At 55.1% G+C, this 22,029-nt stretch carries 34 protein-coding genes; 1 reads left to right on the top strand and 33 read right to left on the bottom strand.

From position 1 onward, the window contains the following. The first annotated feature begins 98 nt into the window (after positions 1–98). On the top strand, positions 99–2,933 hold the full coding sequence (uvrA, locus tag M1E04_RS02585; protein ID WP_456292336.1) for an excinuclease ABC subunit UvrA: 2,835 nt from the start codon (positions 99–101) through the stop codon (positions 2,931–2,933). 72 nt (positions 2,934–3,005) lie between these two features. Here the strand turns inward: uvrA and bfr are convergent, their stop codons facing one another. The 33 genes from bfr to rpsL form a co-directional block, all read right to left on the bottom strand. Then, entirely contained in the window at positions 3,006–3,470 is a 465-nt protein-coding gene (gene bfr, locus M1E04_RS02580; protein ID WP_122623962.1) for a bacterioferritin, read from the bottom strand. A 252-nt stretch (positions 3,471–3,722) separates the two neighbouring features. Further along, complete coding sequence (gene rplQ, locus M1E04_RS02575; protein ID WP_065988453.1) at positions 3,723–4,109, bottom strand: 50S ribosomal protein L17; 387 nt, start codon at positions 4,107–4,109, stop codon at positions 3,723–3,725. A 42-nt stretch (positions 4,110–4,151) separates the two neighbouring features. Continuing rightward, positions 4,152–5,153, bottom strand: a complete 1,002-nt coding sequence (locus tag M1E04_RS02570; protein ID WP_007970428.1) for a DNA-directed RNA polymerase subunit alpha — start codon at positions 5,151–5,153, stop codon at positions 4,152–4,154. Positions 5,154–5,175: 22 nt separating this feature from the next. Continuing rightward, the gene (gene rpsD, locus M1E04_RS02565; protein ID WP_037017742.1) at positions 5,176–5,796 is read right to left on the bottom strand and encodes a 30S ribosomal protein S4; all 621 of its coding nucleotides are present in this window, start codon (positions 5,794–5,796) and stop codon (positions 5,176–5,178) included. Between the two features lie 18 nt (positions 5,797–5,814). Next, complete coding sequence (rpsK, locus tag M1E04_RS02560; protein ID WP_002555466.1) at positions 5,815–6,204, bottom strand: 30S ribosomal protein S11; 390 nt, start codon at positions 6,202–6,204, stop codon at positions 5,815–5,817. A gap of 30 nt (positions 6,205–6,234) precedes the next feature. After that, positions 6,235–6,591 (bottom strand): 30S ribosomal protein S13, encoded by a 357-nt coding sequence (gene rpsM / locus M1E04_RS02555; RefSeq protein WP_037017739.1) that lies wholly within the window; start codon positions 6,589–6,591, stop codon positions 6,235–6,237. Between the two features lie 130 nt (positions 6,592–6,721). Continuing rightward, a complete protein-coding gene (gene rpmJ / locus M1E04_RS02550) occupies positions 6,722–6,838 on the bottom strand; it encodes a 50S ribosomal protein L36 (protein ID WP_002555468.1) in 117 nt (38 codons plus the stop codon). Positions 6,839–6,866: 28 nt separating this feature from the next. Continuing rightward, complete coding sequence (gene secY, locus M1E04_RS02545; protein WP_065988454.1) at positions 6,867–8,198, bottom strand: preprotein translocase subunit SecY; 1,332 nt, start codon at positions 8,196–8,198, stop codon at positions 6,867–6,869. Continuing rightward, entirely contained in the window at positions 8,199–8,630 is a 432-nt protein-coding gene (gene rplO, locus M1E04_RS02540; protein ID WP_037017733.1) for a 50S ribosomal protein L15, read from the bottom strand. It abuts the gene before it with no gap. A 3-nt stretch (positions 8,631–8,633) separates the two neighbouring features. Beyond that, the gene (rpmD, locus tag M1E04_RS02535) at positions 8,634–8,810 is read right to left on the bottom strand and encodes a 50S ribosomal protein L30 (protein ID WP_028621547.1); all 177 of its coding nucleotides are present in this window, start codon (positions 8,808–8,810) and stop codon (positions 8,634–8,636) included. A 2-nt stretch (positions 8,811–8,812) separates the two neighbouring features. Continuing rightward, entirely contained in the window at positions 8,813–9,313 is a 501-nt protein-coding gene (gene rpsE, locus M1E04_RS02530; RefSeq protein ID WP_037017729.1) for a 30S ribosomal protein S5, read from the bottom strand. Between the two features lie 3 nt (positions 9,314–9,316). Next, positions 9,317–9,667: a 50S ribosomal protein L18 gene (rplR, locus tag M1E04_RS02525; protein WP_037017727.1), complete on the bottom strand. Its 351-nt coding sequence runs from the start codon at positions 9,665–9,667 to the stop codon at positions 9,317–9,319. 10 nt (positions 9,668–9,677) lie between these two features. Next, positions 9,678–10,211 (bottom strand): 50S ribosomal protein L6, encoded by a 534-nt coding sequence (gene rplF / locus M1E04_RS02520; protein ID WP_122536825.1) that lies wholly within the window; start codon positions 10,209–10,211, stop codon positions 9,678–9,680. A 12-nt stretch (positions 10,212–10,223) separates the two neighbouring features. Beyond that, positions 10,224–10,616: a 30S ribosomal protein S8 gene (rpsH, locus tag M1E04_RS02515; RefSeq protein ID WP_037017722.1), complete on the bottom strand. Its 393-nt coding sequence runs from the start codon at positions 10,614–10,616 to the stop codon at positions 10,224–10,226. A gap of 214 nt (positions 10,617–10,830) precedes the next feature. Beyond that, a complete protein-coding gene (gene rpsN / locus M1E04_RS02510; RefSeq protein WP_003186042.1) occupies positions 10,831–11,136 on the bottom strand; it encodes a 30S ribosomal protein S14 in 306 nt (101 codons plus the stop codon). Positions 11,137–11,149: 13 nt separating this feature from the next. Beyond that, positions 11,150–11,689, bottom strand: a complete 540-nt coding sequence (gene rplE, locus M1E04_RS02505) for a 50S ribosomal protein L5 (RefSeq protein ID WP_037017720.1) — start codon at positions 11,687–11,689, stop codon at positions 11,150–11,152. A 20-nt stretch (positions 11,690–11,709) separates the two neighbouring features. Then, complete coding sequence (gene rplX, locus M1E04_RS02500) at positions 11,710–12,024, bottom strand: 50S ribosomal protein L24 (protein WP_002555478.1); 315 nt, start codon at positions 12,022–12,024, stop codon at positions 11,710–11,712. 11 nt (positions 12,025–12,035) lie between these two features. Further along, complete coding sequence (gene rplN / locus M1E04_RS02495; RefSeq protein WP_002555479.1) at positions 12,036–12,404, bottom strand: 50S ribosomal protein L14; 369 nt, start codon at positions 12,402–12,404, stop codon at positions 12,036–12,038. Positions 12,405–12,427: 23 nt separating this feature from the next. Next, a complete protein-coding gene (gene rpsQ, locus M1E04_RS02490) occupies positions 12,428–12,694 on the bottom strand; it encodes a 30S ribosomal protein S17 (protein WP_003194644.1) in 267 nt (88 codons plus the stop codon). A gap of 2 nt (positions 12,695–12,696) precedes the next feature. After that, the gene (gene rpmC, locus M1E04_RS02485) at positions 12,697–12,888 is read right to left on the bottom strand and encodes a 50S ribosomal protein L29 (protein WP_002555481.1); all 192 of its coding nucleotides are present in this window, start codon (positions 12,886–12,888) and stop codon (positions 12,697–12,699) included. Beyond that, positions 12,888–13,301, bottom strand: a complete 414-nt coding sequence (gene rplP / locus M1E04_RS02480) for a 50S ribosomal protein L16 (RefSeq protein ID WP_003186052.1) — start codon at positions 13,299–13,301, stop codon at positions 12,888–12,890. Before rplP ends, rpmC begins: the two co-directional genes overlap by 1 nt. A gap of 12 nt (positions 13,302–13,313) precedes the next feature. Continuing rightward, positions 13,314–14,000 (bottom strand): 30S ribosomal protein S3, encoded by a 687-nt coding sequence (gene rpsC / locus M1E04_RS02475; protein ID WP_003176422.1) that lies wholly within the window; start codon positions 13,998–14,000, stop codon positions 13,314–13,316. Positions 14,001–14,013: 13 nt separating this feature from the next. Further along, positions 14,014–14,346 carry a 50S ribosomal protein L22 gene (gene rplV / locus M1E04_RS02470; RefSeq protein WP_003103908.1) on the bottom strand — a complete coding sequence of 111 codons (333 nt, stop codon included), beginning with the start codon at positions 14,344–14,346 and terminating at the stop codon, positions 14,014–14,016. A gap of 13 nt (positions 14,347–14,359) precedes the next feature. After that, positions 14,360–14,635 carry a 30S ribosomal protein S19 gene (gene rpsS / locus M1E04_RS02465; RefSeq protein WP_002555486.1) on the bottom strand — a complete coding sequence of 92 codons (276 nt, stop codon included), beginning with the start codon at positions 14,633–14,635 and terminating at the stop codon, positions 14,360–14,362. Between the two features lie 16 nt (positions 14,636–14,651). Then, positions 14,652–15,476, bottom strand: coding sequence for a 50S ribosomal protein L2 (rplB, locus tag M1E04_RS02460; RefSeq protein ID WP_003176423.1), 825 nt, complete (start codon positions 15,474–15,476; stop codon positions 14,652–14,654). A 14-nt stretch (positions 15,477–15,490) separates the two neighbouring features. Continuing rightward, on the bottom strand, positions 15,491–15,790 hold the full coding sequence (gene rplW / locus M1E04_RS02455) for a 50S ribosomal protein L23 (protein ID WP_065988457.1): 300 nt from the start codon (positions 15,788–15,790) through the stop codon (positions 15,491–15,493). Next, complete coding sequence (gene rplD / locus M1E04_RS02450; RefSeq protein ID WP_037017717.1) at positions 15,787–16,389, bottom strand: 50S ribosomal protein L4; 603 nt, start codon at positions 16,387–16,389, stop codon at positions 15,787–15,789. Before rplD ends, rplW begins: the two co-directional genes overlap by 4 nt. Positions 16,390–16,401: 12 nt before the next feature. Further along, the gene (rplC, locus tag M1E04_RS02445) at positions 16,402–17,037 is read right to left on the bottom strand and encodes a 50S ribosomal protein L3 (RefSeq protein ID WP_065988459.1); all 636 of its coding nucleotides are present in this window, start codon (positions 17,035–17,037) and stop codon (positions 16,402–16,404) included. Between the two features lie 81 nt (positions 17,038–17,118). Continuing rightward, complete coding sequence (rpsJ, locus tag M1E04_RS02440) at positions 17,119–17,430, bottom strand: 30S ribosomal protein S10 (RefSeq protein ID WP_003186070.1); 312 nt, start codon at positions 17,428–17,430, stop codon at positions 17,119–17,121. A gap of 139 nt (positions 17,431–17,569) precedes the next feature. Continuing rightward, positions 17,570–18,763: an elongation factor Tu gene (gene tuf, locus M1E04_RS02435; protein ID WP_024646116.1), complete on the bottom strand. Its 1,194-nt coding sequence runs from the start codon at positions 18,761–18,763 to the stop codon at positions 17,570–17,572. A gap of 31 nt (positions 18,764–18,794) precedes the next feature. Continuing rightward, the gene (gene fusA, locus M1E04_RS02430) at positions 18,795–20,900 is read right to left on the bottom strand and encodes an elongation factor G (RefSeq protein ID WP_065988460.1); all 2,106 of its coding nucleotides are present in this window, start codon (positions 20,898–20,900) and stop codon (positions 18,795–18,797) included. A gap of 30 nt (positions 20,901–20,930) precedes the next feature. Then, positions 20,931–21,401, bottom strand: a complete 471-nt coding sequence (gene rpsG / locus M1E04_RS02425; RefSeq protein WP_002555493.1) for a 30S ribosomal protein S7 — start codon at positions 21,399–21,401, stop codon at positions 20,931–20,933. A gap of 117 nt (positions 21,402–21,518) precedes the next feature. After that, complete coding sequence (gene rpsL / locus M1E04_RS02420; RefSeq protein ID WP_002555494.1) at positions 21,519–21,890, bottom strand: 30S ribosomal protein S12; 372 nt, start codon at positions 21,888–21,890, stop codon at positions 21,519–21,521. Positions 21,891–22,029 lie beyond the last annotated feature (139 nt).

Below are 22,029 nucleotides of genomic sequence, written 5' to 3'. Positions count from 1 at the left end.
TTTTCCGAGTGAGGCGGCACGCCCTTCAATAGTGTGTATCCATCCAGTATTTCCCCGTATACTTCCACGTTTTACACGCCCGCCGTGCGAGGCCAGCTTTGGACAAGATCTTGATTCGTGGGGCTCGAACCCACAACCTGAAGAACATCGACCTGACCCTTCCACGCGACAAGCTGATCGTCATCACCGGATTGTCCGGCTCAGGAAAATCGTCCCTGGCGTTCGATACGCTCTACGCCGAGGGCCAGCGCCGCTATGTTGAATCGCTGTCCGCCTACGCGCGTCAGTTTCTGTCGATGATGGAGAAGCCGGACGTCGACACGATTGAAGGCCTCTCCCCGGCCATTTCCATCGAGCAGAAGTCTACGTCCCACAACCCGCGCTCGACCGTGGGCACCATCACCGAAATCTACGACTACCTGCGCCTTCTCTATGCACGAGTGGGCCAGCCGCGCTGCCCGGATCACGACATTCCTCTGGAGGCGCAGACCGTCAGCCAGATGGTCGATCTGGTGCTGGCACAACCCGAAGGCGCGAAACTGATGCTGCTTGCTCCCGTGGTTCGGGAGCGTAAAGGCGAGCACCTGGCGGTTTTCGAAGAGCTCCGCGCTCAGGGTTTCGTACGTGCCCGGGTCAACGGCCGTCTGTGCGAGCTGGACGAGCTGCCGAAGCTCGACAAGCAGAAAAAGCATTCGATCGACGTCGTGGTTGACCGCTTCAAGGTACGCTCAGACCTGCAACAGCGTTTGGCCGAATCCTTTGAAACCGCGCTGAAGCTGGCAGATGGCATTGCGCTGGTCGCGCCGATGGACGATGAGCCAGGCGAAGAGATCATTTTCTCCGCGCGCTTCGCCTGTCCGATCTGCGGTCATGCGATCAGTGAGCTGGAGCCAAAGCTGTTCTCGTTCAACAATCCTGCCGGCGCATGCCCAACCTGCGACGGCCTGGGCGTGAAGCAATTCTTTGACACCAAGCGGCTGGTCAATGGCGAACTCACGCTGGCAGAAGGCGCGATCCGTGGCTGGGACAGGCGTAACGTCTACTACTTCCAAATGCTCGGCTCGCTGGCCAAGCATTACCGCTTCAGCCTCGAGGTGCCGTTCAAGGAGCTCCCTGCCGATCTGCAGAAGGTCTTGCTGGGCGGCAGTGGCAAGGACAGCGTCGACTTCCGTTACTTGAACGACCGTGGCGACATCGTCAAACGTGCGCACCCGTTCGAAGGCATCGTTCCCAATCTGGAGCGCCGTTACCGGGAAACCGAATCGACCACAGTCCGCGAGGAGCTGGCGAAATTTCTCAGCACCCAGCCCTGCCCCGAGTGCCGTGGCACGCGGTTGCGCCGTGAAGCGCGTCACGTGTGGGTCGGCGAGAAGACACTTCCCGCCGTGACCAACATGCCTATTGGCGACGCTACCCATTATTTTGGCGAGTTGAAGCTCACAGGCCGCCGCGGTGAAATCGCTGATAAGATTCTCAAAGAGATTCGCGAGCGCCTGCAGTTCCTCGTTAACGTCGGGCTGGACTATCTGACACTGGACCGTAGCGCCGATACGCTCTCTGGCGGTGAGGCGCAGCGGATTCGTCTGGCCAGTCAGATCGGTGCCGGGCTGGTCGGCGTCATGTACATCCTCGATGAGCCTTCAATCGGCTTGCATCAGCGCGATAACGATCGTCTGCTGGAGACGTTGCGACACCTGCGAGACATCGGCAACACGGTGATCGTGGTTGAGCACGACGAGGACGCCATCCGACTGGCCGACTACGTAGTCGACATCGGTCCGGGCGCAGGCGTGCATGGCGGCAAGATCGTCGCGGAAGGCACGCCGCAGGAAGTGATGGATCATCCGGACTCGTTGACGGGTAAGTACCTGTCGGGCCGGGTGAAGATCGCTGTGCCTGCCAAGCGCACGCCGCGTAATAAAAAGCTGTCGCTCAAACTCAAAGGCGCGCGCGGCAACAACCTGCGCAACGTCGATCTGGAAATTCCAATCGGCCTGCTGACCTGCGTGACCGGTGTATCGGGCTCGGGCAAGTCGACGCTGATCAACAACACCCTGTTCCCTCTCAGCGCCACCGCACTCAATGGTGCAACGACGCTTGAGGCTTCGGCACACGACAGCATGGACGGCCTGCAGCACCTGGATAAGGTCGTCGACATTGACCAGAGCCCCATCGGGCGTACACCACGGTCAAATCCTGCGACGTACACCGGGCTGTTTACACCCATCCGTGAGTTATTCGCGGGCGTGCCTGAATCAAGATCACGGGGTTACGGGCCTGGCCGATTCTCCTTCAACGTGAAAGGGGGTCGCTGCGAAGCGTGCCAGGGTGACGGCCTGATCAAGGTCGAGATGCATTTCCTGCCTGACATCTACGTCCCTTGCGATGTGTGCAAGAGCAAGCGATACAACCGTGAGACGCTTGAGGTCAAGTACAAGGGCAAAAACGTCCACGAAGTACTGGAGATGACGATCGAAGAGGCGCGGACGTTCTTTGACGCCGTACCTGCTCTCGCCCGGAAGTTGCAGACGCTGATGGATGTGGGTCTTTCCTATATCAAGCTGGGTCAGTCGGCGACCACGCTTTCCGGTGGCGAAGCCCAGCGTGTGAAGCTGTCTCGCGAGCTGTCCAAGCGTGACACCGGCAAGACCCTGTACATCCTCGATGAGCCCACCACGGGTCTGCATTTCGCGGATATCCAGCAATTGCTGGACGTCCTGCATCGCCTGCGAGATCACGGCAACACGGTCGTCGTGATCGAGCATAACCTAGACGTGATCAAGACCGCGGACTGGTTGGTCGACCTGGGCCCGGAAGGCGGTTCGAAAGGCGGACAGATCATCGCTACCGGTACGCCCGAGCAGGTGGCGGAAATGAAACAGTCCTACACCGGCCACTATCTGAAGCCGCTCCTGGAGCGTGATCGCGCCTAATCGCATGCTCCTAATAAAAAGCCCCTGTCGCGATCTGCGGCAGGGGCTTTTTTGTAGCGAGCTTTTCAGTCCTCAGAACTGCGACTGAAGGTAATTCTCGAGGCCGATGGATTTGATCAGGCCCAGCTGCTTTTCAAGCCAGTAGGTATGGTCTTCTTCCGTGTCGGCGAGCTGAATGCGGAGGATGTCACGGCTGACGTAATCCCTGTGCTGCTCACAGAGCGCAATACCTTTGCACAGCGCGGCCCGGACCTTGTATTCCAGACGAAGATCGCTGGCGAGCATCTCGGGGACCGTAGTACCCACATCCAGGTCGTCCGGACGCATGCGTGGGGTGCCTTCGAGCATCAGAATCCGGCGCATCAACGCATCAGCGTGCTGAGCCTCTTCTTCCATCTCGTGATTGATACGTTCGTAAAGCTTGCTGAAACCCCAATCTTCGTACATACGCGAGTGGACAAAATACTGGTCGCGCGCAGCCAGTTCGCCAGTCAGCAGGGTATTGAGGTAATCAATTACATCCGGGTGGCCTTGCATCGCCGTCCATCTCCTCGTGAAAGGCGTTAGTTTGAACCAACCAGACTGGTTGGTCACCCTATGGGATAGCAAATAAAGTCAGAAATACTGCGAAATTCGGCCATTTGGTACCGAAAAGGGTGGGAAATGAGGAGGGTTCCGATTATCACTTAGAGTCACCCCATATTCGAGACAATCCGGTTACCAGGGGACGATTATCGCAGGCAACAAAAAACCGGGCACTGGGCCCGGTTCTTTGTAATGACTGATGTCTTATTCAGCGGTTTCTACAGAACCACCGACAGGACGATCAACCAGTTCGACGTACGCCATTGGCGCGTTGTCGCCAGCGCGGAAGCCGCACTTGAGGATGCGCAGGTAGCCACCCTCACGAGTTGCATAACGCTTGCCCAGATCGTTGAACAGTTTGCCGACCATTTCTTTCGAACGGGTACGGTCAAATGCCAGACGACGGTTAGCAACGCTGTCAATCTTGGCCAAGGTGATCAGCGGCTCAGCAACGCGACGCAGTTCTTTGGCTTTCGGCAGGGTAGTTTTGATCAGCTCGTGCTCGAACAGCGACACCGCCATGTTCTGGAACATGGCCTTGCGGTGAGAGCTGGTACGGCTCAGGTGACGTCCACTTTTACGATGACGCATGGTTCATTCCTTACCAAACACTACGTTCGGTGATTACGACGATCAGGCAGTCGCCTTGTCGTCCTTCTTAAGACTTGCAGGCGGCCAGTTGTCGAGGCGCATGCCGAGGGAGAGACCACGAGAAGCCAGAACGTCCTTGATCTCGGTCAAGGATTTCTTGCCCAGGTTCGGAGTCTTCAACAGTTCTACTTCGGTGCGCTGAATCAGGTCGCCGATGTAGTAAATGTTCTCCGCCTTAAGGCAGTTGGCCGAACGTACGGTCAGTTCCAAATCGTCAACCGGACGAAGCAGGATCGGATCGATCTCGTCTTCCTGTTCGACTACAACGGGTTCGCTGTCACCTTTGAGGTCGACGAACGCAGCCAACTGCTGTTGCAGGATGGTTGCTGCACGACGGATAGCCTCTTCAGGATCCAGAGTACCGTTGGTTTCCAGATCAATAACCAGCTTGTCCAGGTTGGTACGTTGCTCGACACGGGCGTTTTCCACCACGTATGCAATGCGACGGACCGGGCTGAACGAAGAGTCGAGCTGCAAGCGACCAATGCTGCGGCTTTCGTCTTCATCGCTCTGACGCGAGTCTGCTGGTTCATAACCGCGACCACGAGCTACAACGAGCTTCATGTTCAGGGCGCCGTTAGACGCCAGGTTAGCGATTACGTGATCGGGGTTAACGATCTCGACATCATGATCCAGCTGAATATCGGCAGCGGTAACCACCCCCGAACCCTTCTTCGACAAGGTCAGCGTAACTTCGTCTCGACCGTGCAGCTTGATAGCCAGACCTTTAAGGTTCAACAGGATTTCAATGACATCTTCCTGTACACCTTCGATGGCGCTGTACTCATGGAGCACACCGTCAATCTCGGCCTCGACTACTGCACAGCCGGGCATGGAGGACAACAGGATGCGGCGCAGCGCGTTGCCCAGGGTATGGCCGAAACCACGCTCGAGAGGCTCGAGGGTGATTTTGGCGCGGGTCGGACTGACAACCTGCACATCAATGTGGCGGGGTGTCAGGAACTCATTTACCGAAATCTGCATGGATGCACCTATTTTCTAGCCCTTACTTGGAGTAGAGCTCGACAATCAGGCTTTCGTTGATGTCGGCGGACAGATCACTGCGAGCTGGAACGCTTTTGAAGACGCCAGATTTTTTCTCAGTGTCTACTTCTACCCATTCTACGCGGCCACGTTGGGCACACAGATCGAGAGCCTGGACAATACGCAGTTGGTTCTTCGCTTTTTCACGAATTGCCACTACGTCACCAGCACGGACCTGGTAGGACGGAACGTTAACGGTTTTGCCGTTTACGCTGACCGACTTGTGCGATACCAGCTGACGCGATTCGGCACGAGTCGAACCAAAGCCCATGCGGTATACAACGTTGTCCAGACGGCATTCGAGCAGTTGCAGCAGGTTCTCACCAGTTGCGCCTTTCTTGCCGGCAGCTTCTTTGTAGTAGCCGCTGAACTGACGCTCGAGAACGCCATAAATACGACGGACTTTCTGCTTTTCACGCAGTTGAGTGCCGTAGTCGGACTGGCGACCGCGGCGTTGGCCGTGGATACCAGGTGCTGCTTCGATGTTGCACTTCGATTCGATCGCGCGCACGCCGCTCTTCAGAAAGAGATCGGTGCCTTCGCGACGAGCGAGTTTGCATTTTGGACCAATGTAACGAGCCATTCTTTACAATCTCCTGGATTACACGCGGCGCTTCTTCGGCGGACGGCACCCGTTATGCGGGATTGGCGTCACGTCGGTGATGCTGGCGATCTTGTAGCCGCAGCCGTTCAAAGCACGGACAGCAGATTCACGACCTGGACCTGGACCTTTGACATTGACGTCGAGGTTTTTCAGGCCGTATTCCAGCGCAGCTTGACCAGCACGTTCAGCAGCTACTTGAGCAGCGAACGGCGTGGACTTGCGAGAACCGCGGAAACCCGAACCACCGGAGGTTGCCCAGGAAAGAGCGTTACCTTGACGGTCGGTGATGGTCACGATTGTGTTGTTAAAAGATGCATGGATGTGGGCGATGCCATCAACCACTGTCTTTTTAACTTTTTTACGAGGACGAGCAGCAGGTTTTGCCATGATTTAATTCCTGTCGATTCGCTGGGGCGATTACTTGCGGATCGGCTTACGCGGACCTTTACGGGTACGCGCGTTAGTCTTGGTACGCTGACCGCGCACTGGAAGACCACGACGATGACGCAGACCGCGATAGCAACCGAGGTCCATCAAGCGCTTGATTTTCATGTTGATTTCGCGACGCAGATCACCTTCAGTGGTGAACTTCGCGACTTCGCCACGCAGCTGTTCAATCTGCTCGTCGCTCAGATCTTTGATCTTTACCGCCGGGTTAACCCCGGTAGTAGCACAGATTTTGTGTGCAGTTGTGCGACCAACACCATAGATGTAGGTCAGCGAGATAACAGTATGCTTGTTATCTGGAATGTTAACGCCTGCAATACGGGCCATTCAGTGGGACTCCAATTGACAGCTACCTACGCCCCGGAAGCCAAGAAATAGGGCGCGAGATAATATCGCTGTAATAACAAATAATCAACCCAGCAGCGCACTAGCTGCTGGGCTTTTAGCACAGATCACATTAGCCTTGGCGCTGCTTGTGACGTGGTTCCGCGCTGCAAATTACTCGAACAACACCTTCGCGGCGAATAATCTTGCAGTTGCGGCACAGCTTTTTCACCGATGCACGAACTTTCATCACCAACTCCTCGAACCTTATGGGTGCTTCAGCGCAGCATGCCGCTGCCGTAGCCCTTCAGGTTGGCTTTCTTCATCAGGGATTCATACTGGTGCGAAACGAGGTGCGATTGCACTTGGGACATGAAGTCCATCACAACCACGACCACGATCAGCAACGAGGTCCCGCCAAGGTAAAACGGCACGTTTGCAGCGACCACGAGAAACTGTGGGAGCAAGCATACGGCCATCATATAGAGAGCACCGAACATGGTCAGACGAGTCAGAACGCCATCAATATAGCGCGCCGACTGCTCACCAGGACGAATGCCCGGAATAAAGGCACCGGACTTCTTCAGGTTTTCCGCTACGTCTTTCGGATTGAACATCAACGCCGTATAGAAGAAGCAGAAGAAAATAATCCCTGCACTAAACAGCAGAATATTCAACGGCTGACCAGGTGCGATCGACTGCGAGATGTCCTGCAACCAGCCCATACCCTCAGACTGACCGAACCAGGCACCCAGCGAAGCCGGAAACAGCAAGATGCTGCTCGCGAAGATGGCAGGAATAACACCCGCCATGTTCACTTTCAACGGCAAGTGGCTCGTCTGCGCAGCGAAGACCTTTCGGCCCTGCTGACGCTTGGCGTAGTGAACAGCAATACGACGCTGACCACGCTCGATGAACACCACGAAACCGATGATCGCTACTGCCAGCAAACCGATGGCGACCAAAGCGAAGATATTGATATCACCTTGACGTGCAGACTCGAAAGACTGCCCGATCGCTCTCGGAAGACCGGCGACGATACCCGAAAAAATCAACATCGAGATACCGTTGCCAACACCGCGCTCAGTGATCTGCTCGCCCAGCCACATCATGAACAGCGCACCAGCAACAAACGTGGTGACTGCAACGAAGTGGAAGCCGATATCTGCTGAGAACGCAACGCCCTGCCCGGCCAAGCCAATGGACATGCCAATGGCTTGAACCAGGGCCAGGACGACGGTGCCATAGCGGGTGTACTGGCTGATCTTACGACGACCAGCCTCACCTTCCTTCTTCAACTGCTCCAGCTGCGGGCTGACCGCGGTCATGAGCTGCATGATGATCGATGCCGAGATATACGGCATGATCCCCAGTGCGAAAATGCTCATGCGCTCCAGCGCACCGCCGGAAAACATGTTGAACAAGCTAAGAATGGTCCCCTCATTCTGTCGAAACAGGTCCGCCAGCCGGTCAGGGTTGATACCTGGAACTGGGATATGCGCACCGATCCGATAGACGATAATCGCCAGGAAAAGGAAACGCAGACGAGCCCAGAGTTCGGACAACCCGCCGCTTTTGCCGAGCGCTGAGAGAGCACCTTGCTTAGCCATTTATTCCTCGAACTTGCCGCCAGCTGCTTCGATAGCCGCACGCGCACCTTTGGTGGCTGCGATACCTTTGAGGGTGACTGCGCGAGTAACCTCACCGGACAGCATGATTTTCACACGCTGCACGTTTTGGTTGATCACGTTGGCATCCTTCAGGGACTGCACAGTGACGACGCCTTCAACTTTAGCCAGCTCGGAGGTGCGAACTTCTGCACGATCCATAGCCTTCAAAGAGACGAAGCCGAACTTAGGCAGACGACGATGCAACGGCTGTTGGCCGCCTTCGAAGCCCGGAGCGATGGTGCCACCGGAGCGGGAGGTCTGACCCTTGTGGCCACGGCCACCGGTCTTACCCAAACCACTACCGATACCACGGCCCGGACGATGCTTTTCGCGACGGGAACCCGGCGCTGGACTCAGATCATTGAGTTTCATCGATTAACCCTCGACTCGCAGCATGTAGTAAGCCTTGTTGATCATCCCACGGTTTTCCGGGGTATCAACGACTTCTACAGTGTGACCGATGCGACGCAGACCCAAACCCTTAACGCACAATTTGTGGTTAGGGATGCGGCCGGTCATGCTTTTGATCAGCGTTACTTTAACGGTAGCCATGATCAGAAGATCTCCTGGACGTTCAGGCCGCGTTTGGCAGCGATGGACTCAGGGGACTGCATGGTTTTCAAACCCTTGAACGTTGCGTGAACAACGTTGACCGGGTTGGTCGAACCGTAGCACTTGGCCAGAACGTTGTGGACGCCGGCAACTTCGAGAACGGCGCGCATTGCACCGCCAGCGATGATGCCAGTACCTTCCGACGCAGGCTGCATGTAAACCTTGGAAGCCCCATGAGCAGACTTGATGGCGTACTGCAGCGTGGTGCCGTTCAGATCAACCTGGATCATGTTGCGGCGGGCAGCTTCCATTGCCTTCTGAATCGCGGCAGGCACTTCACGTGACTTGCCACGGCCGAAGCCAACGCGCCCTTTACCATCACCAACCACGGTCAACGCGGTGAAAGTGAAGATACGGCCGCCTTTAACGGTTTTTGCTACGCGATTAACCTGTACCAGCTTCTCGATGTAGCCTTCGTCGCGTTTTTGGTCGTTATTTGACATAACTTAGAACTCCAGCCCGCCTTCACGAGCAGCATCAGCCAGCGCCTTAACGCGACCGTGGTACTTGAAGCCAGAACGATCAAAAGCCACTTGCGATACACCGGCGGCTTTCGCACGCTCAGCGATCAGCTGGCCAACTTTAGTGGCCGCGTCGATGTTGCCAGTGGCGCCATCACGCAGTTCTTTGTCCAAAGTCGAGGCGTTTGCCAAGACTTTGCTGCCGTCGGCCGAGATGACCTGGGCATAAATGTGCTGCGAAGAGCGGTACACGCAGAGACGCACGACTTCGAGTTCGTGCATTTTCAGGCGTGCTTTGCGAGCGCGACGCAGTCGGGTAACTTTTTTGACGGTCATTTGCTATGCCCTACTTCTTCTTGGCTTCTTTACGACGGACGACTTCGTCCGCGTAACGCACGCCTTTGCCTTTGTACGGCTCTGGACGGCGGAAGTCGCGGATCTCAGCGGCCACTTGACCAACCAACTGCTTGTCGATACCGCGGATGACGATATCGGTTTGGTTGGGAGTCTCAGCGGTGATGCCTTCCGGCAATTCGTAGTCCACTGGGTGCGAGAAGCCAAGGGCCAGGTTCAGCACCGTGCCTTTTGCTTGCGCTTTGTAACCAACACCGACCAGCTGGAGCTTGCGCTCAAAGCCTTGGCTTACGCCTTGGACCATGTTGTTTACCAACGCACGAGTGGTACCAGCCATTGCGCGAGTTTGTTGATCGCCATTGCGAGCAGCAAAACGCAACTCACCGGCTTCTTCAACAATTTCAACGGCCGAATGAATGTTCAGGTCTAGAGTGCCCTTGGCACCCTTCACCGAAAGCTGCTGGCCGACGAGTTTAACTTCGACGCCTGCTGGCAACTTAACGGGGTTCTTAGCTACGCGTGACATGCTTATCCCCCCTTAGAACACAGTGCAAAGCACTTCGCCGCCGACACCGGCAGCGCGCGCAGCACGATCCGTCATCACACCTTTGTTGGTGGAGACGATAGACACACCGAGGCCGCCACGAACTTTTGGCAACTCATCGACGGACTTGTACTGACGCAGGCCTGGACGGCTAACGCGCTTCACTTCTTCGATGACCGGACGGCCTTCGAAGTACTTCAGCTCGATGGATAGCAACGGCTTGGTTTCGCTGCTGATCTGATAACCCGCAATGTAACCTTCGTCCTTCAGGACTTTGGCTACAGCCACCTTCAACGTGGAGGATGGCATGCTTACGACGGGCTTTTCAGCCATCTGGGCATTACGGATACGAGTTAGCATGTCCGCTAACGGGTCCTGCATACTCATGGGCTAGACGCTCCTGATACAAAAAAAATGAGCCTTACGGCTACAACCTATCGCCTTAAAATTTCGGGCACGTGCAAGCACGGGCTCTGGCGAGCCGGCAATTCTAGGCGCACCCCAGAAATGAATCAAGCCCCAAAAGGGGCTTGATTCAAATTCAGGCTCTACGCCCATCGGTTCATGGAGATCACGATGGACGCAGTGCGAGAATAGCTGCTTACCAGCTGGCTTTAACCAGACCTGGTACGTCGCCACGCATTGCTGCTTGGCGCAGCATGTTACGGCCGAGGCCGAACTTGCGATATACGCCGTGCGGACGACCTGTCAGGCGGCAACGGTTACGCATGCGCGAGGCACTTGCGTCACGTGGTTGCTTCTGCAGTGCGACCGTTGCTTCCCAACGTGCTTCTGGACTTGCGTTCAGATCCACGATGATCGCTTTCAGCGCAGCACGCTTGGTAGCGTACTTGGCAACGGTGAGCTGACGCTTCAGCTCACGGTTTTTCATGCTCTTCTTGGCCATGGTCCTACTCCAATCAGTTGCGGAACGGGAACTTGAAAGCACGCAGCAATGCGCGACCTTCTTCGTCCGTACGAGCAGTGGTGGTCAGGGTAATGTCCAGACCGCGCAGGGCATCAATCTTGTCGTAGTCGATTTCCGGGAAAATGATCTGTTCTTTAACGCCCATGCTGTAGTTACCACGACCATCGAAGGACTTGGCATTCAGGCCGCGGAAGTCGCGGACCCGAGGCAGGGAGATCGACAGCAGACGATCCAGGAATTCATACATACGCTCACGGCGCAGAGTCACTTTGACACCGATCGGCCAACCTTCACGGACTTTAAAGCCTGCGATAGATTTGCGAGCGTAAGTCACAACGACTTTTTGGCCGGTGATTTTTTCCAGGTCTGCAACAGCGTGCTCGATGACTTTCTTGTCACCGATCGCTTCGCCCAGACCCATGTTCAGGGTGATCTTGGTAACGCGTGGAACTTCCATCACGTTCGAAAGCTTAAGTTCTTCCTTAAGCTTCGGTGCGATTTCTTTCCAGTAAATCTCTTTTAGTCGTGCCATGGTCTTCTACCTAGCAGTGTTCAAGCATCAACCGCTTTTTGGGTCGACTTGAAGACACGAATTTTCTTGCCGTCTTCAACTTTGAAACCAACGCGATCAGCTTTGTTGGTTGCGCCGTTGAAAATGGCGACGTTAGAAGCGTGCAGTGGCGCTTCTTTCTCGACGATACCGCCCTGTACGCCCGACATCGGGTTTGGCTTGGTATGACGCTTCACCAGGTTGATCCCACCAACGACCAGACGGTCGTCAGCGAGAACCTTGAGCACCTTACCGCGCTTACCTTTGTCTTTGCCGGCGATCACGATGATCTCGTCGTCACGACGAATCTTTTGCATGTCGGATCTCCTTACAGCACTTCTGGGGCGAGCGAGACGATCTTCATGAACTTCTCAGTACGAAGTTCACGGGTCACTGGCCCAAAGATACGGGTGCCGATCGGCTCTTGCTTGTTGTTCAACAGAACAGCAGCGTTGCCATCAAAGCGGATGATGGAGCCGTCTGCGCGACGAACACCGTGGCGAGTGCGGACTACTACGGCAGTCATCACTTGGCCTTTCTTCACCTTACCGCGCGGAATTGCTTCCTTGACGGTAACTTTGATGATGTCACCGATACCAGCGTAACGACGATGAGAGCCACCAAGCACCTTGATGCACATAACGCGGCGTGCGCCGCTGTTATCGGCCACATCGAGCATGGATTGAGTCTGAATCATATAATTTCTCCGACCCCTAGCCCTTAGACTTCCACAGCGCGTTCGAGAACATCAACCAGCGCCCAAGATTTAGTCTTGGCCATCGGACGAGTTTCACGAATAGTGACCTTGTCGCCGATGTGGCACTGATTGGTTTCGTCGTGCGCGTGCAGCTTAGTCGAACGCTTAACGTATTTACCGTAGATTGGGTGCTTGACGCGACGCTCGATCAGTACGGTGATGGTCTTGTCCATCTTGTCGCTGACGACACGGCCAGTCAGCGTACGGACGGTTTTTTCGGCTTCAGCCATGATTACTTACCTGCCTGCTGGTTGAGCACAGTCTTCACGCGAGCGATGTCACGCTTAACTTGCGAGAGCAGGTGAGACTGCCCCAACTGGCCAGTTGCTTTCTGCATGCGCAGATTGAACTGGTCGCGCAGCAAGCCGAGCAGTTGCTCGTTCAGTTGCTGTGCTGATTTTTCACGAAGTTCATTCGCTTTCATCACATCACCGTCCGCTTAACAAAGGAGGTGGCGAGCGGCAGCTTTGCAGCAGCCAGGGCGAAAGCCTCACGCGCCAACTCTTCGGAAACACCCTCGATTTCATACAGGACTTTGCCTGGCTGAATCTGGGCAACCCAGTACTCCACGTTACCCTTACCTTTACCCATCCGAACTTCGAGGGGCTTTTTGGTAACAGGCTTGTCCGGGAATACACGGATCCAGATCTTGCCGCCACGTTTAACGTGACGGGTCAGTGCGCGACGCGCTGACTCGATCTGACGAGCGGTGAGACGACCACGAGCAACAGACTTCAGCGCGAACTCGCCGAAGCTGACTTTGCTACCGCGCAGTGCCAGACCACGGTTGTGGCCGGTCATCTGCTTGCGGAACTTCGTACGCTTAGGTTGCAACATTTGGCGTACCCCTTACTTAGCAGCTTTTTTACGAGGCGCTGGTGCTTGCGGCTTCAGCTCTTCTTGGCGACCACCAATTACTTCGCCTTTGAAGATCCAAACCTTTACACCGATCACACCATAAGTGGTGTGAGCTTCGTAGTTGGCATAGTCGATGTCGGCACGCAGGGTGTGCAAAGGCACACGACCTTCGCGATACCATTCAGTACGTGCAATTTCAGCACCGCCGAGACGACCGCTCACTTGGATTTTGATGCCTTTGGCACCAATGCGCATGGCGTTCTGCACTGCGCGCTTCATAGCGCGACGGAACATTACACGACGCTCCAGCTGCTGAGCTACGCTCTGCGCAACCAGCATACCGTCGAGCTCCGGCTTACGGATCTCTTCGATATTGATGTGCACAGGCACACCCATTTGCTTGGTCAGGTCCTGACGCAGCTTCTCAACATCTTCACCTTTCTTCCCGATAACGATACCTGGACGAGCGGTGTGGATGGTGATGCGTGCAGTCTGCGCCGGACGATGGATATCGATACGGCTTACGGACGCGCTTTTTAGTTTGTCTTGGAGATACTCTCGCACCTTCAGATCAGCGAACAAATAGTCCGCATAAGTCCGACCGTCTGCGTACCAGACGGAGGTGTGCTCCTTGACGATTCCCAGGCGAATGCCAATGGGATGTACTTTCTGACCCATCTCTTCGACTCCGTTACTTGTCAGCAACCTTGACAGTGATATGGCAAGACCGCTTGACGATGCGATCAGCACGGCCTTTGGCACGTGGCATGATTCGCTTCAGCGAACGCCCTTCGTTGACGAAAACGGTGGAGACCTTAAGGTCATCAACGTCTGCGCCTTCGTTATGCTCGGCGTTGGCTACGGCCGACTCCAGCACTTTCTTCATGATCTCGGCGGCTTTCTTACTGCTGAAAGCCAACAGGTTGAGCGCTTCGCCCACCTTCTTCCCGCGGATCTGGTCGGCGACCAAGCGGGCTTTCTGGGCGGAGATTCGAGCGCCCGACAACTTAGCGGCTACTTCCATCGTTCCTTACCCCTTAACGCTTGGCTTTCTTGTCTGCCACGTGCCCACGATAAGTGCGGGTACCGGCAAACTCGCCTAGTTTGTGGCCGACCATGTCTTCGTTCACGAGAACAGGAACATGCTGACGACCGTTATGCACAGCAATGGTCAAACCGACCATTTGTGGCAGGATCATAGAACGGCGCGACCAGGTCTTAACTGGTTTGCGATCGTTCTTTTCCGCCGCCACTTCGATCTTCTTCAGTAGGTGAAGATCAATAAAAGGACCTTTTTTCAGAGAACGTGGCACTGTCGTATCCCTCTATTTACTTGCGACGACGGACGATCATTTTGTCGGTACGCTTATTACCACGAGTCTTCGCGCCCTTAGTCGGGAAGCCCCACGGCGATACCGGATGACGACCACCAGAGGTACGACCTTCACCACCACCATGTGGGTGGTCAACCGGGTTCATGGCAACACCACGAACGGTTGGGCGAACGCCACGCCAGCGTTTGGCACCAGCTTTACCCAGCGAACGCAGGCTGTGCTCGGAGTTCGAGACCTCGCCCAGAGTCGCACGGCATTCAGCCAGAACTTTACGCATCTCACCGGAGCGAAGACGCAGGGTCACGTAGACACCTTCACGAGCGATCAGCTGTGCAGATGCACCAGCGGAACGAGCGATCTGGGCACCTTTACCCGGCTTCAATTCGATGCCGTGAACGGTAGAACCCACTGGAATGTTGCGCAGCTGCAGAGCGTTGCCTGGCTTGATTGGAGCCAGAGCGCCTGCGATCAGCTGGTCGCCAGCACTCACGCCTTTAGGCGCGATGATGTAACGACGCTCGCCGTCTGCGTACAGCAGCAGTGCGATGTGAGCAGTACGGTTTGGATCGTATTCAATACGCTCGACGGTGGCAGAAATGCCATCCTTGTCGTTGCGACGGAAATCGACCAGACGATAATGCTGCTTATGACCACCACCGATGTGACGAGTAGTGATGCGGCCATTGTTGTTACGACCACCAGTCTTCGATTTTTTCTCGAGCAGCGGTGCGTGAGGAGCGCCTTTATGCAGCTCCTGGTTGACCACCTTGACCACAAAACGGCGGCCAGGGGAAGTCGGTTTGCATTTAACGATTGCCATGATGCACCCCTTCCTTACTCAGCACTGCTGCTGAAATCGAGATCTTGGCCTGGCTGAAGGGAGATAACTGCCTTCTTCCAGTCATTACGCTTGCCCAGACCGCGAGCAGTGCGCTTGGTCTTACCCATAACATTCAGGGTAGTGACACGCTCTACTTTCACGCTGAACAGGCTTTCGACGGCCTTCTTGATTTCCAGCTTGGTTGCATCAGTAGCAACCTTGAAAACGAACTGACCTTTTTTGTCTGCCAGAACCGTAGCCTTCTCGGAAACGTGCGGGCCAAGCAGAACTTTAAATACGCGTTCCTGGTTCATCCCAGCAGCTCCTCGAATTTCTTCACGGCCGACACAGTGATCAACACTTTGTCGTATGCGATCAGACTAACTGGATCGGAACCTTGAACATCACGCACATCAACGTGCGGCAGGTTACGAGCAGCCAGGTACAGGTTCTGATCAACAGCGTCCGACACGATCAAAACGTCGGTCAGGCTCATGTCGTTCAGCTTGCCCAGCAGATCTTTGGTTTTCGGCGATTCAACAGCGAAATCCTGAACCACGACCAGACGATCAGTGCGAACCAGTTCAGCAAGGATGGAGCGCAGTGCAGCGCGATACATCTTCTTGTTGAGCTTCTGAGAATGATCCTGAGGACGTGCTGCGAAAGTGGTACCGCCGCCGCGCCAGATCGGGCTACGGATAGTACCGGCACGAGCACGGCCAGTACCCTTTTGACGCCAAGGGCGCTTACCGCCACCGGATACGTCAGAACGGGTCTTTTGCTGCTTGCTGCCCTGACGACCGCCAGCCATGTAGGCCACGACTGCCTGGTGAACCAGCGTCTCGTTGAATTCGCCGCCAAATGTCAGTTCGGAAACTTCGATCGCTTGGGCGTCATTTACATTTAATTGCATGTCAGCTTCCCCTTAACCGCGAGCCTTGGCTGCTGGACGTACAACCACATTGCCGCCAGTAGCGCCAGGAACAGCACCCTTGACCAACAACAGATTGCGTTCAGCGTCCACGCGCACTACTTCCAGGGACTGCACGGTCACGCGCTCAGCGCCCATATGACCGGACATTTTTTTGCCCTTGAATACACGACCAGGAGTCTGGCACTGGCCGATAGAGCCCGGGACGCGGTGGGACACGGAGTTACCGTGAGTATTATCTTGGCCACGGAAATTGTGGCGCTTGATAGTACCTTGGAAGCCTTTACCTTTGGACTGACCGGTAACATCTACCATCTGGCCAGCAGCAAAGATTTCTGCATTGATCAGATCGCCAGCCTTGTATTCGCCTTCTTCAAGACGGAATTCCAAGACAGTACGACCAGCGGCAACGTTCGCCTTAGCGAAGTGACCTGCTTGAGCAGCAGTCACACGGGAAGCACGACGCACGCCGACAGTGACTTGCACTGCACGATAGCCATCGACTTCTTCGGTTTTGAACTGGGTGACGCGATTCGGCTCGATCTCAATGACCGTAACCGGAATGGAGACACCTTCTTCGGTGAAAATACGGGTCATACCGCATTTACGACCGACTACACCAATAGTCATGTTGTAAACCTCATGAGTGTACGGGGCTTTCACCCGCTATGGCCGCCCATTTCAGAGCGTTACACGACTAAGACCCGAGTCTTAGCCGAGGCTGATCTGTACTTCCACACCTGCCGCAAGATCAAGCTTCATCAGCGCATCAACGGTTTTATCCGTTGGCTGGACAATGTCCAGAACACGCTTATGAGTACGGATCTCGTACTGGTCGCGCGCGTCTTTGTTGACGTGCGGAGAAACCAGAACGGTGAACCGCTCTTTACGGGTAGGGAGTGGAATCGGACCACGCACTTGAGCACCAGTACGTTTCGCGGTTTCCACGATTTCCTGGGTGGATTGGTCGATCAGGCGATGGTCAAAAGCCTTCAACCTGATACGGATTTGCTGATTTTGCATTGGATTTCAGACTCCAGGCTACTTCCCACCGAGCGCAATACGCCCGTTTAAAGGAGGCGCAATTCTATAGACGACCTAACAGGGTGTCAACCCAATAAAAAAGCCCCCGCAAGCGGGGGCTCTTTTTGAAGATCATCGCTTACGCGATGATTTTGGCTACGACGCCAGCGCCGACGGTACGACCGCCTTCACGGATAGCGAAACGCAGACCGTCTTCCATTGCGATTGGCTTGATCAGGGTAACGGAAACTTTCACGTTATCACCTGGCATAACCATCTCAACGCCTTCCGGCAGTTCGCAGCTACCAGTTACGTCGGTAGTACGGAAATAGAACTGTGGACGGTAGCCTTTGAAGAAAGGAGTGTGACGACCGCCTTCTTCTTTGCTCAGAACGTAGATTTCAGCTTCGAACTGAGTGTGAGGCTTGACGGTACCTGGCTTGACCAGAACCTGACCACGCTCAACGTCGTCACGCTTGGTGCCGCGCAACAGAACGCCGCAGTTCTCGCCAGCACGACCTTCGTCGAGCAGCTTACGGAACATTTCAACACCGGTGCAGGTGGTGACGGTAGTGTCACGCAGACCAACGATTTCCAGTGGATCTTGAACCTTGACGATACCGCGCTCAACACGACCAGTCACAACAGTACCGCGACCAGAGATCGAGAATACGTCTTCGATTGGCATCAGGAACGGCTTGTCGACAGCACGCTCTGGCTGAGGGATGTAGCTGTCCAGAGTTTCAACCAACTTCTTGACGGCAGTGGTGCCCATCTCGTTGTCGTCTTTGCCTTCCAACGCCATACGGGCGGAGCCGATGATGATTGGAGTGTCGTCACCTGGGAAGTCGTAAGTGCTCAGCAGATCGCGCACTTCCATCTCAACCAGTTCCAGCAGCTCAGCGTCGTCTACCAGGTCAGCCTTGTTCAGGAAGACCACGATATACGGAACGCCTACCTGACGGGACAGCAGGATGTGCTCACGAGTCTGTGGCATCGGACCATCAGCAGCCGAACAAACCAGGATAGCGCCGTCCATCTGGGCAGCACCGGTGATCATGTTCTTGACGTAGTCAGCGTGACCCGGGCAGTCAACGTGTGCGTAGTGACGTACAGACGAGTTGTACTCAACGTGAGCAGTGTTGATGGTGATACCGCGAGCCTTCTCTTCTGGTGCGCTGTCGATCTTATCGAAGTCAACACGAGCCGAACCGAAGACTTCGGAGCAGACGCGAGTCAGAGCAGCGGTCAGCGTGGTTTTACCATGGTCAACGTGACCGATGGTGCCAACGTTGACGTGCGGAAGGGAACGATCAAATTTTTCTTTAGCCACGACAAATAACTCCTAGCCTAAAGGCGCTGAATCAGCCTTGTTTTTTGGTTACAGTTTCGACGATGTGCGACGGAGCTGTATTGTATTTTTTGAATTCCATAGAGTAGCTTGCGCGACCTTGGGACATGGAGCGAACGTCGGTCGCATAACCGAACATCTCACCCAACGGAACCTCGGCACGAATTACCTTGCCGGAGACCGTATCTTCCATACCCAGGATCATGCCGCGACGACGGTTAAGGTCGCCCATCACGTCACCCATATAGTCTTCAGGCGTAACAACCTCTACAGCCATGATCGGCTCAAGCAACTCACCGCCGCCCTTCTGGGCCAGTTGCTTGGTCGCCATGGAAGCAGCCACCTTAAACGCCATCTCGTTCGAGTCGACGTCGTGGTAAGAACCATCAAACACGGTAGCCTTCAGGCCGATCAGCGGATAGCCGGCGACAACGCCGTTCTTCATCTGCTCTTCGATACCCTTCTGGATAGCCGGGATGTATTCCTTAGGAACCACACCACCCACTACTTCGTTCACGAATTGCAGACCTTCCTGACCTTCGTCAGCAGGTGCAAAACGGATCCAGCAGTGGCCGAACTGACCACGACCGCCGGACTGACGAACGAACTTGCCTTCGATTTCACAGTTCTTCGTGATGCGCTCACGATACGAAACCTGAGGCTTACCGATGTTGGCTTCGACGTTGAACTCACGGCGCATCCGGTCAACCAGGATGTCCAAGTGCAGCTCGCCCATGCCAGAGATGATCGTTTGACCAGTCTCTTCATCAGTTTTGACGCGGAAAGACGGGTCTTCTTGAGCAAGCTTGCCCAGTGCGATACCCATTTTTTCCTGGTCATCCTTGGTTTTAGGCTCTACGGCAACCGAAATAACCGGCTCCGGGAAGTCCATCCGAACCAGGATGATTGGCTTGTCAGCGTTGCACAAGGTTTCACCAGTGGTGACATCCTTCATGCCGATCAAGGCCGCGATGTCGCCAGCGCGTACTTCCTTGATCTCTTCGCGAGCGTTGGCGTGCATTTGCACCATACGACCCACGCGCTCTTTCTTGCCCTTGACCGAGTTGATCACGCCGTCGCCGGATGCCAACACGCCCGAGTAAACACGGACGAAGGTCAGCGTACCCACGAACGGATCGGTAGCGATCTTGAACGCCAGAGCCGAGAACGGCTCGTTGTCGTCCGCGTGACGCTCCATTTCCTCTTCCTCGTTATCAGGGTTGGAACCCTTGATAGCAGGAATGTCGACTGGAGCCGGCAGGTAGTCGATCACAGCGTCGAGAACCAGGGGAACACCCTTGTTCTTGAAGGAAGAACCGCAAACAGCAAGAACGATCTCACCAGCAATAGTACGCTGACGCAGAGCAGCCTTGATTTCCTCGTTGGTGAGTTCCTCACCCTCAAGGTATTTGTTCATCAGTTCTTCGCTGGCTTCAGCCGCAGCCTCAACCATGTTGCTGCGCCATTCGTCAGCCAGCTCCTGCAGCTCAGCAGGGATAGGCTTGCGAACAGGGACCATACCTTTGTCGGAATCGTTCCAGTAGACCGCTTCCATAGACATCAGATCAATCTGACCCTGGAAGTTGTCTTCAGAACCGATTGCCAACTGGATCGGCACCGGAGTGTGACCCAAACGCTGCTTGATCTGGGCAATTACGCGCAGAAAGTTTGCGCCAGCACGGTCCATTTTGTTCACGTAAACGATACGTGGAACCCCGTACTTGTTGGCTTGACGCCATACGGTTTCGGACTGAGGCTCTACGCCAGAGGTACCACAGAAAACAACGACCGCGCCGTCGAGTACACGCAGGGAACGCTCAACTTCAATCGTGAAGTCTACGTGGCCCGGGGTGTCAATCACGTTGAAGCGATATTGGTCTTTGTGCTGCTTCTCGGAACCCTGCCAAAAGGCAGTAATAGCAGCAGAAGTAATGGTAATACCACGCTCCTGCTCCTGAACCATCCAGTCGGTGGTCGCGGCGCCATCATGCACCTCGCCCATCTTGTGGCTTTTGCCGGTGTAAAAAAGGACGCGCTCGGTGGTGGTGGTTTTACCAGCATCCACGTGAGCGACGATACCAATGTTACGGTAACGGCTGATCGGTGTAGTACGAGCCATAAAGCCCTCGCAAAATTAGTGACGCTGAAATTAGAAGCGGTAGTGCGAGAAAGCTTTGTTGGCTTCAGCCATACGGTGCACGTCTTCACGCTTCTTGACCGCAGCACCTTTACCTTCGGCGGCGTCCAACAGTTCGCCAGCCAAACGCAGAGCCATAGACTTCTCACCGCGCTTGCGCGCGAAGTCTACCAGCCAACGCATTGCCAGAGCATTACGACGGGACGGACGAACTTCGACCGGGACCTGGTAAGTAGCACCGCCTACACGGCGCGACTTCACTTCGACCAGCGGAGCGATGGCGTCGAGAGCTTTCTCGAAGATTTCCAGGGGATCGGAGTTCTTGCGTTCTTTAACCTTTTCCAGCGCGCCATAAACGATACGCTCGGCAACGGCTTTCTTGCCGCTTTCCATAACGTGGTTCATGAACTTGGCCAGAATCTGGCTGCCGTATTTTGGATCGTCAAGCACTTCGCGCTTGGCTGCTACGCGTCTTCTTGGCATGGATAAGCCCTCAAACGGTCTTCAGGTTCGCTCGGAATCAGCACCTAATGGCGCCTCCGACCTTACTCTTATCGACTCAGAAAATAAGATGATTCAGTTTTTTTCAAAAAGCCGCTACTACTTAGGCTTCTTGGTACCGTACTTCGAACGACCCTGGTTACGACCTTTGACACCGGAGGTATCCAACGAACCGCGGACGGTATGGTAACGAACACCTGGCAAGTCTTTTACACGGCCGCCGCGAATCAGTACGACGCTGTGCTCTTGCAGGTTGTGGCCTTCACCGCCGATGTACGAGGAAACCTCGAAACCGTTGGTCAGACGCACACGGCATACTTTACGCAGTGCCGAGTTAGGTTTTTTCGGCGTAGTTGTGTACACGCGAGTGCACACACCACGACGCTGCGGGCAGTTCTGCAGCGCAGGCACGTCGGATTTCTCGACGATACGCTTACGCGGCTGACGTACCAGCTGGTTGATAGTTGCCATCTACTAGCTCCACTGTTGTCTTGCGACGCTATTGTCTTACAAGAAAAGCAAAATGGCAGGACATACGTCCCGCCAGATTTAGGGGTACAAGAGTCTAAAGAGGATCCTGCCCCCAGTCAAGGCAAAGCCCCGACGTCCA

This window comes from Pseudomonas sp. AK106 (assembly GCF_053903055.1).
This window is presented reverse-complemented; position numbering and strand designations above follow the sequence as displayed.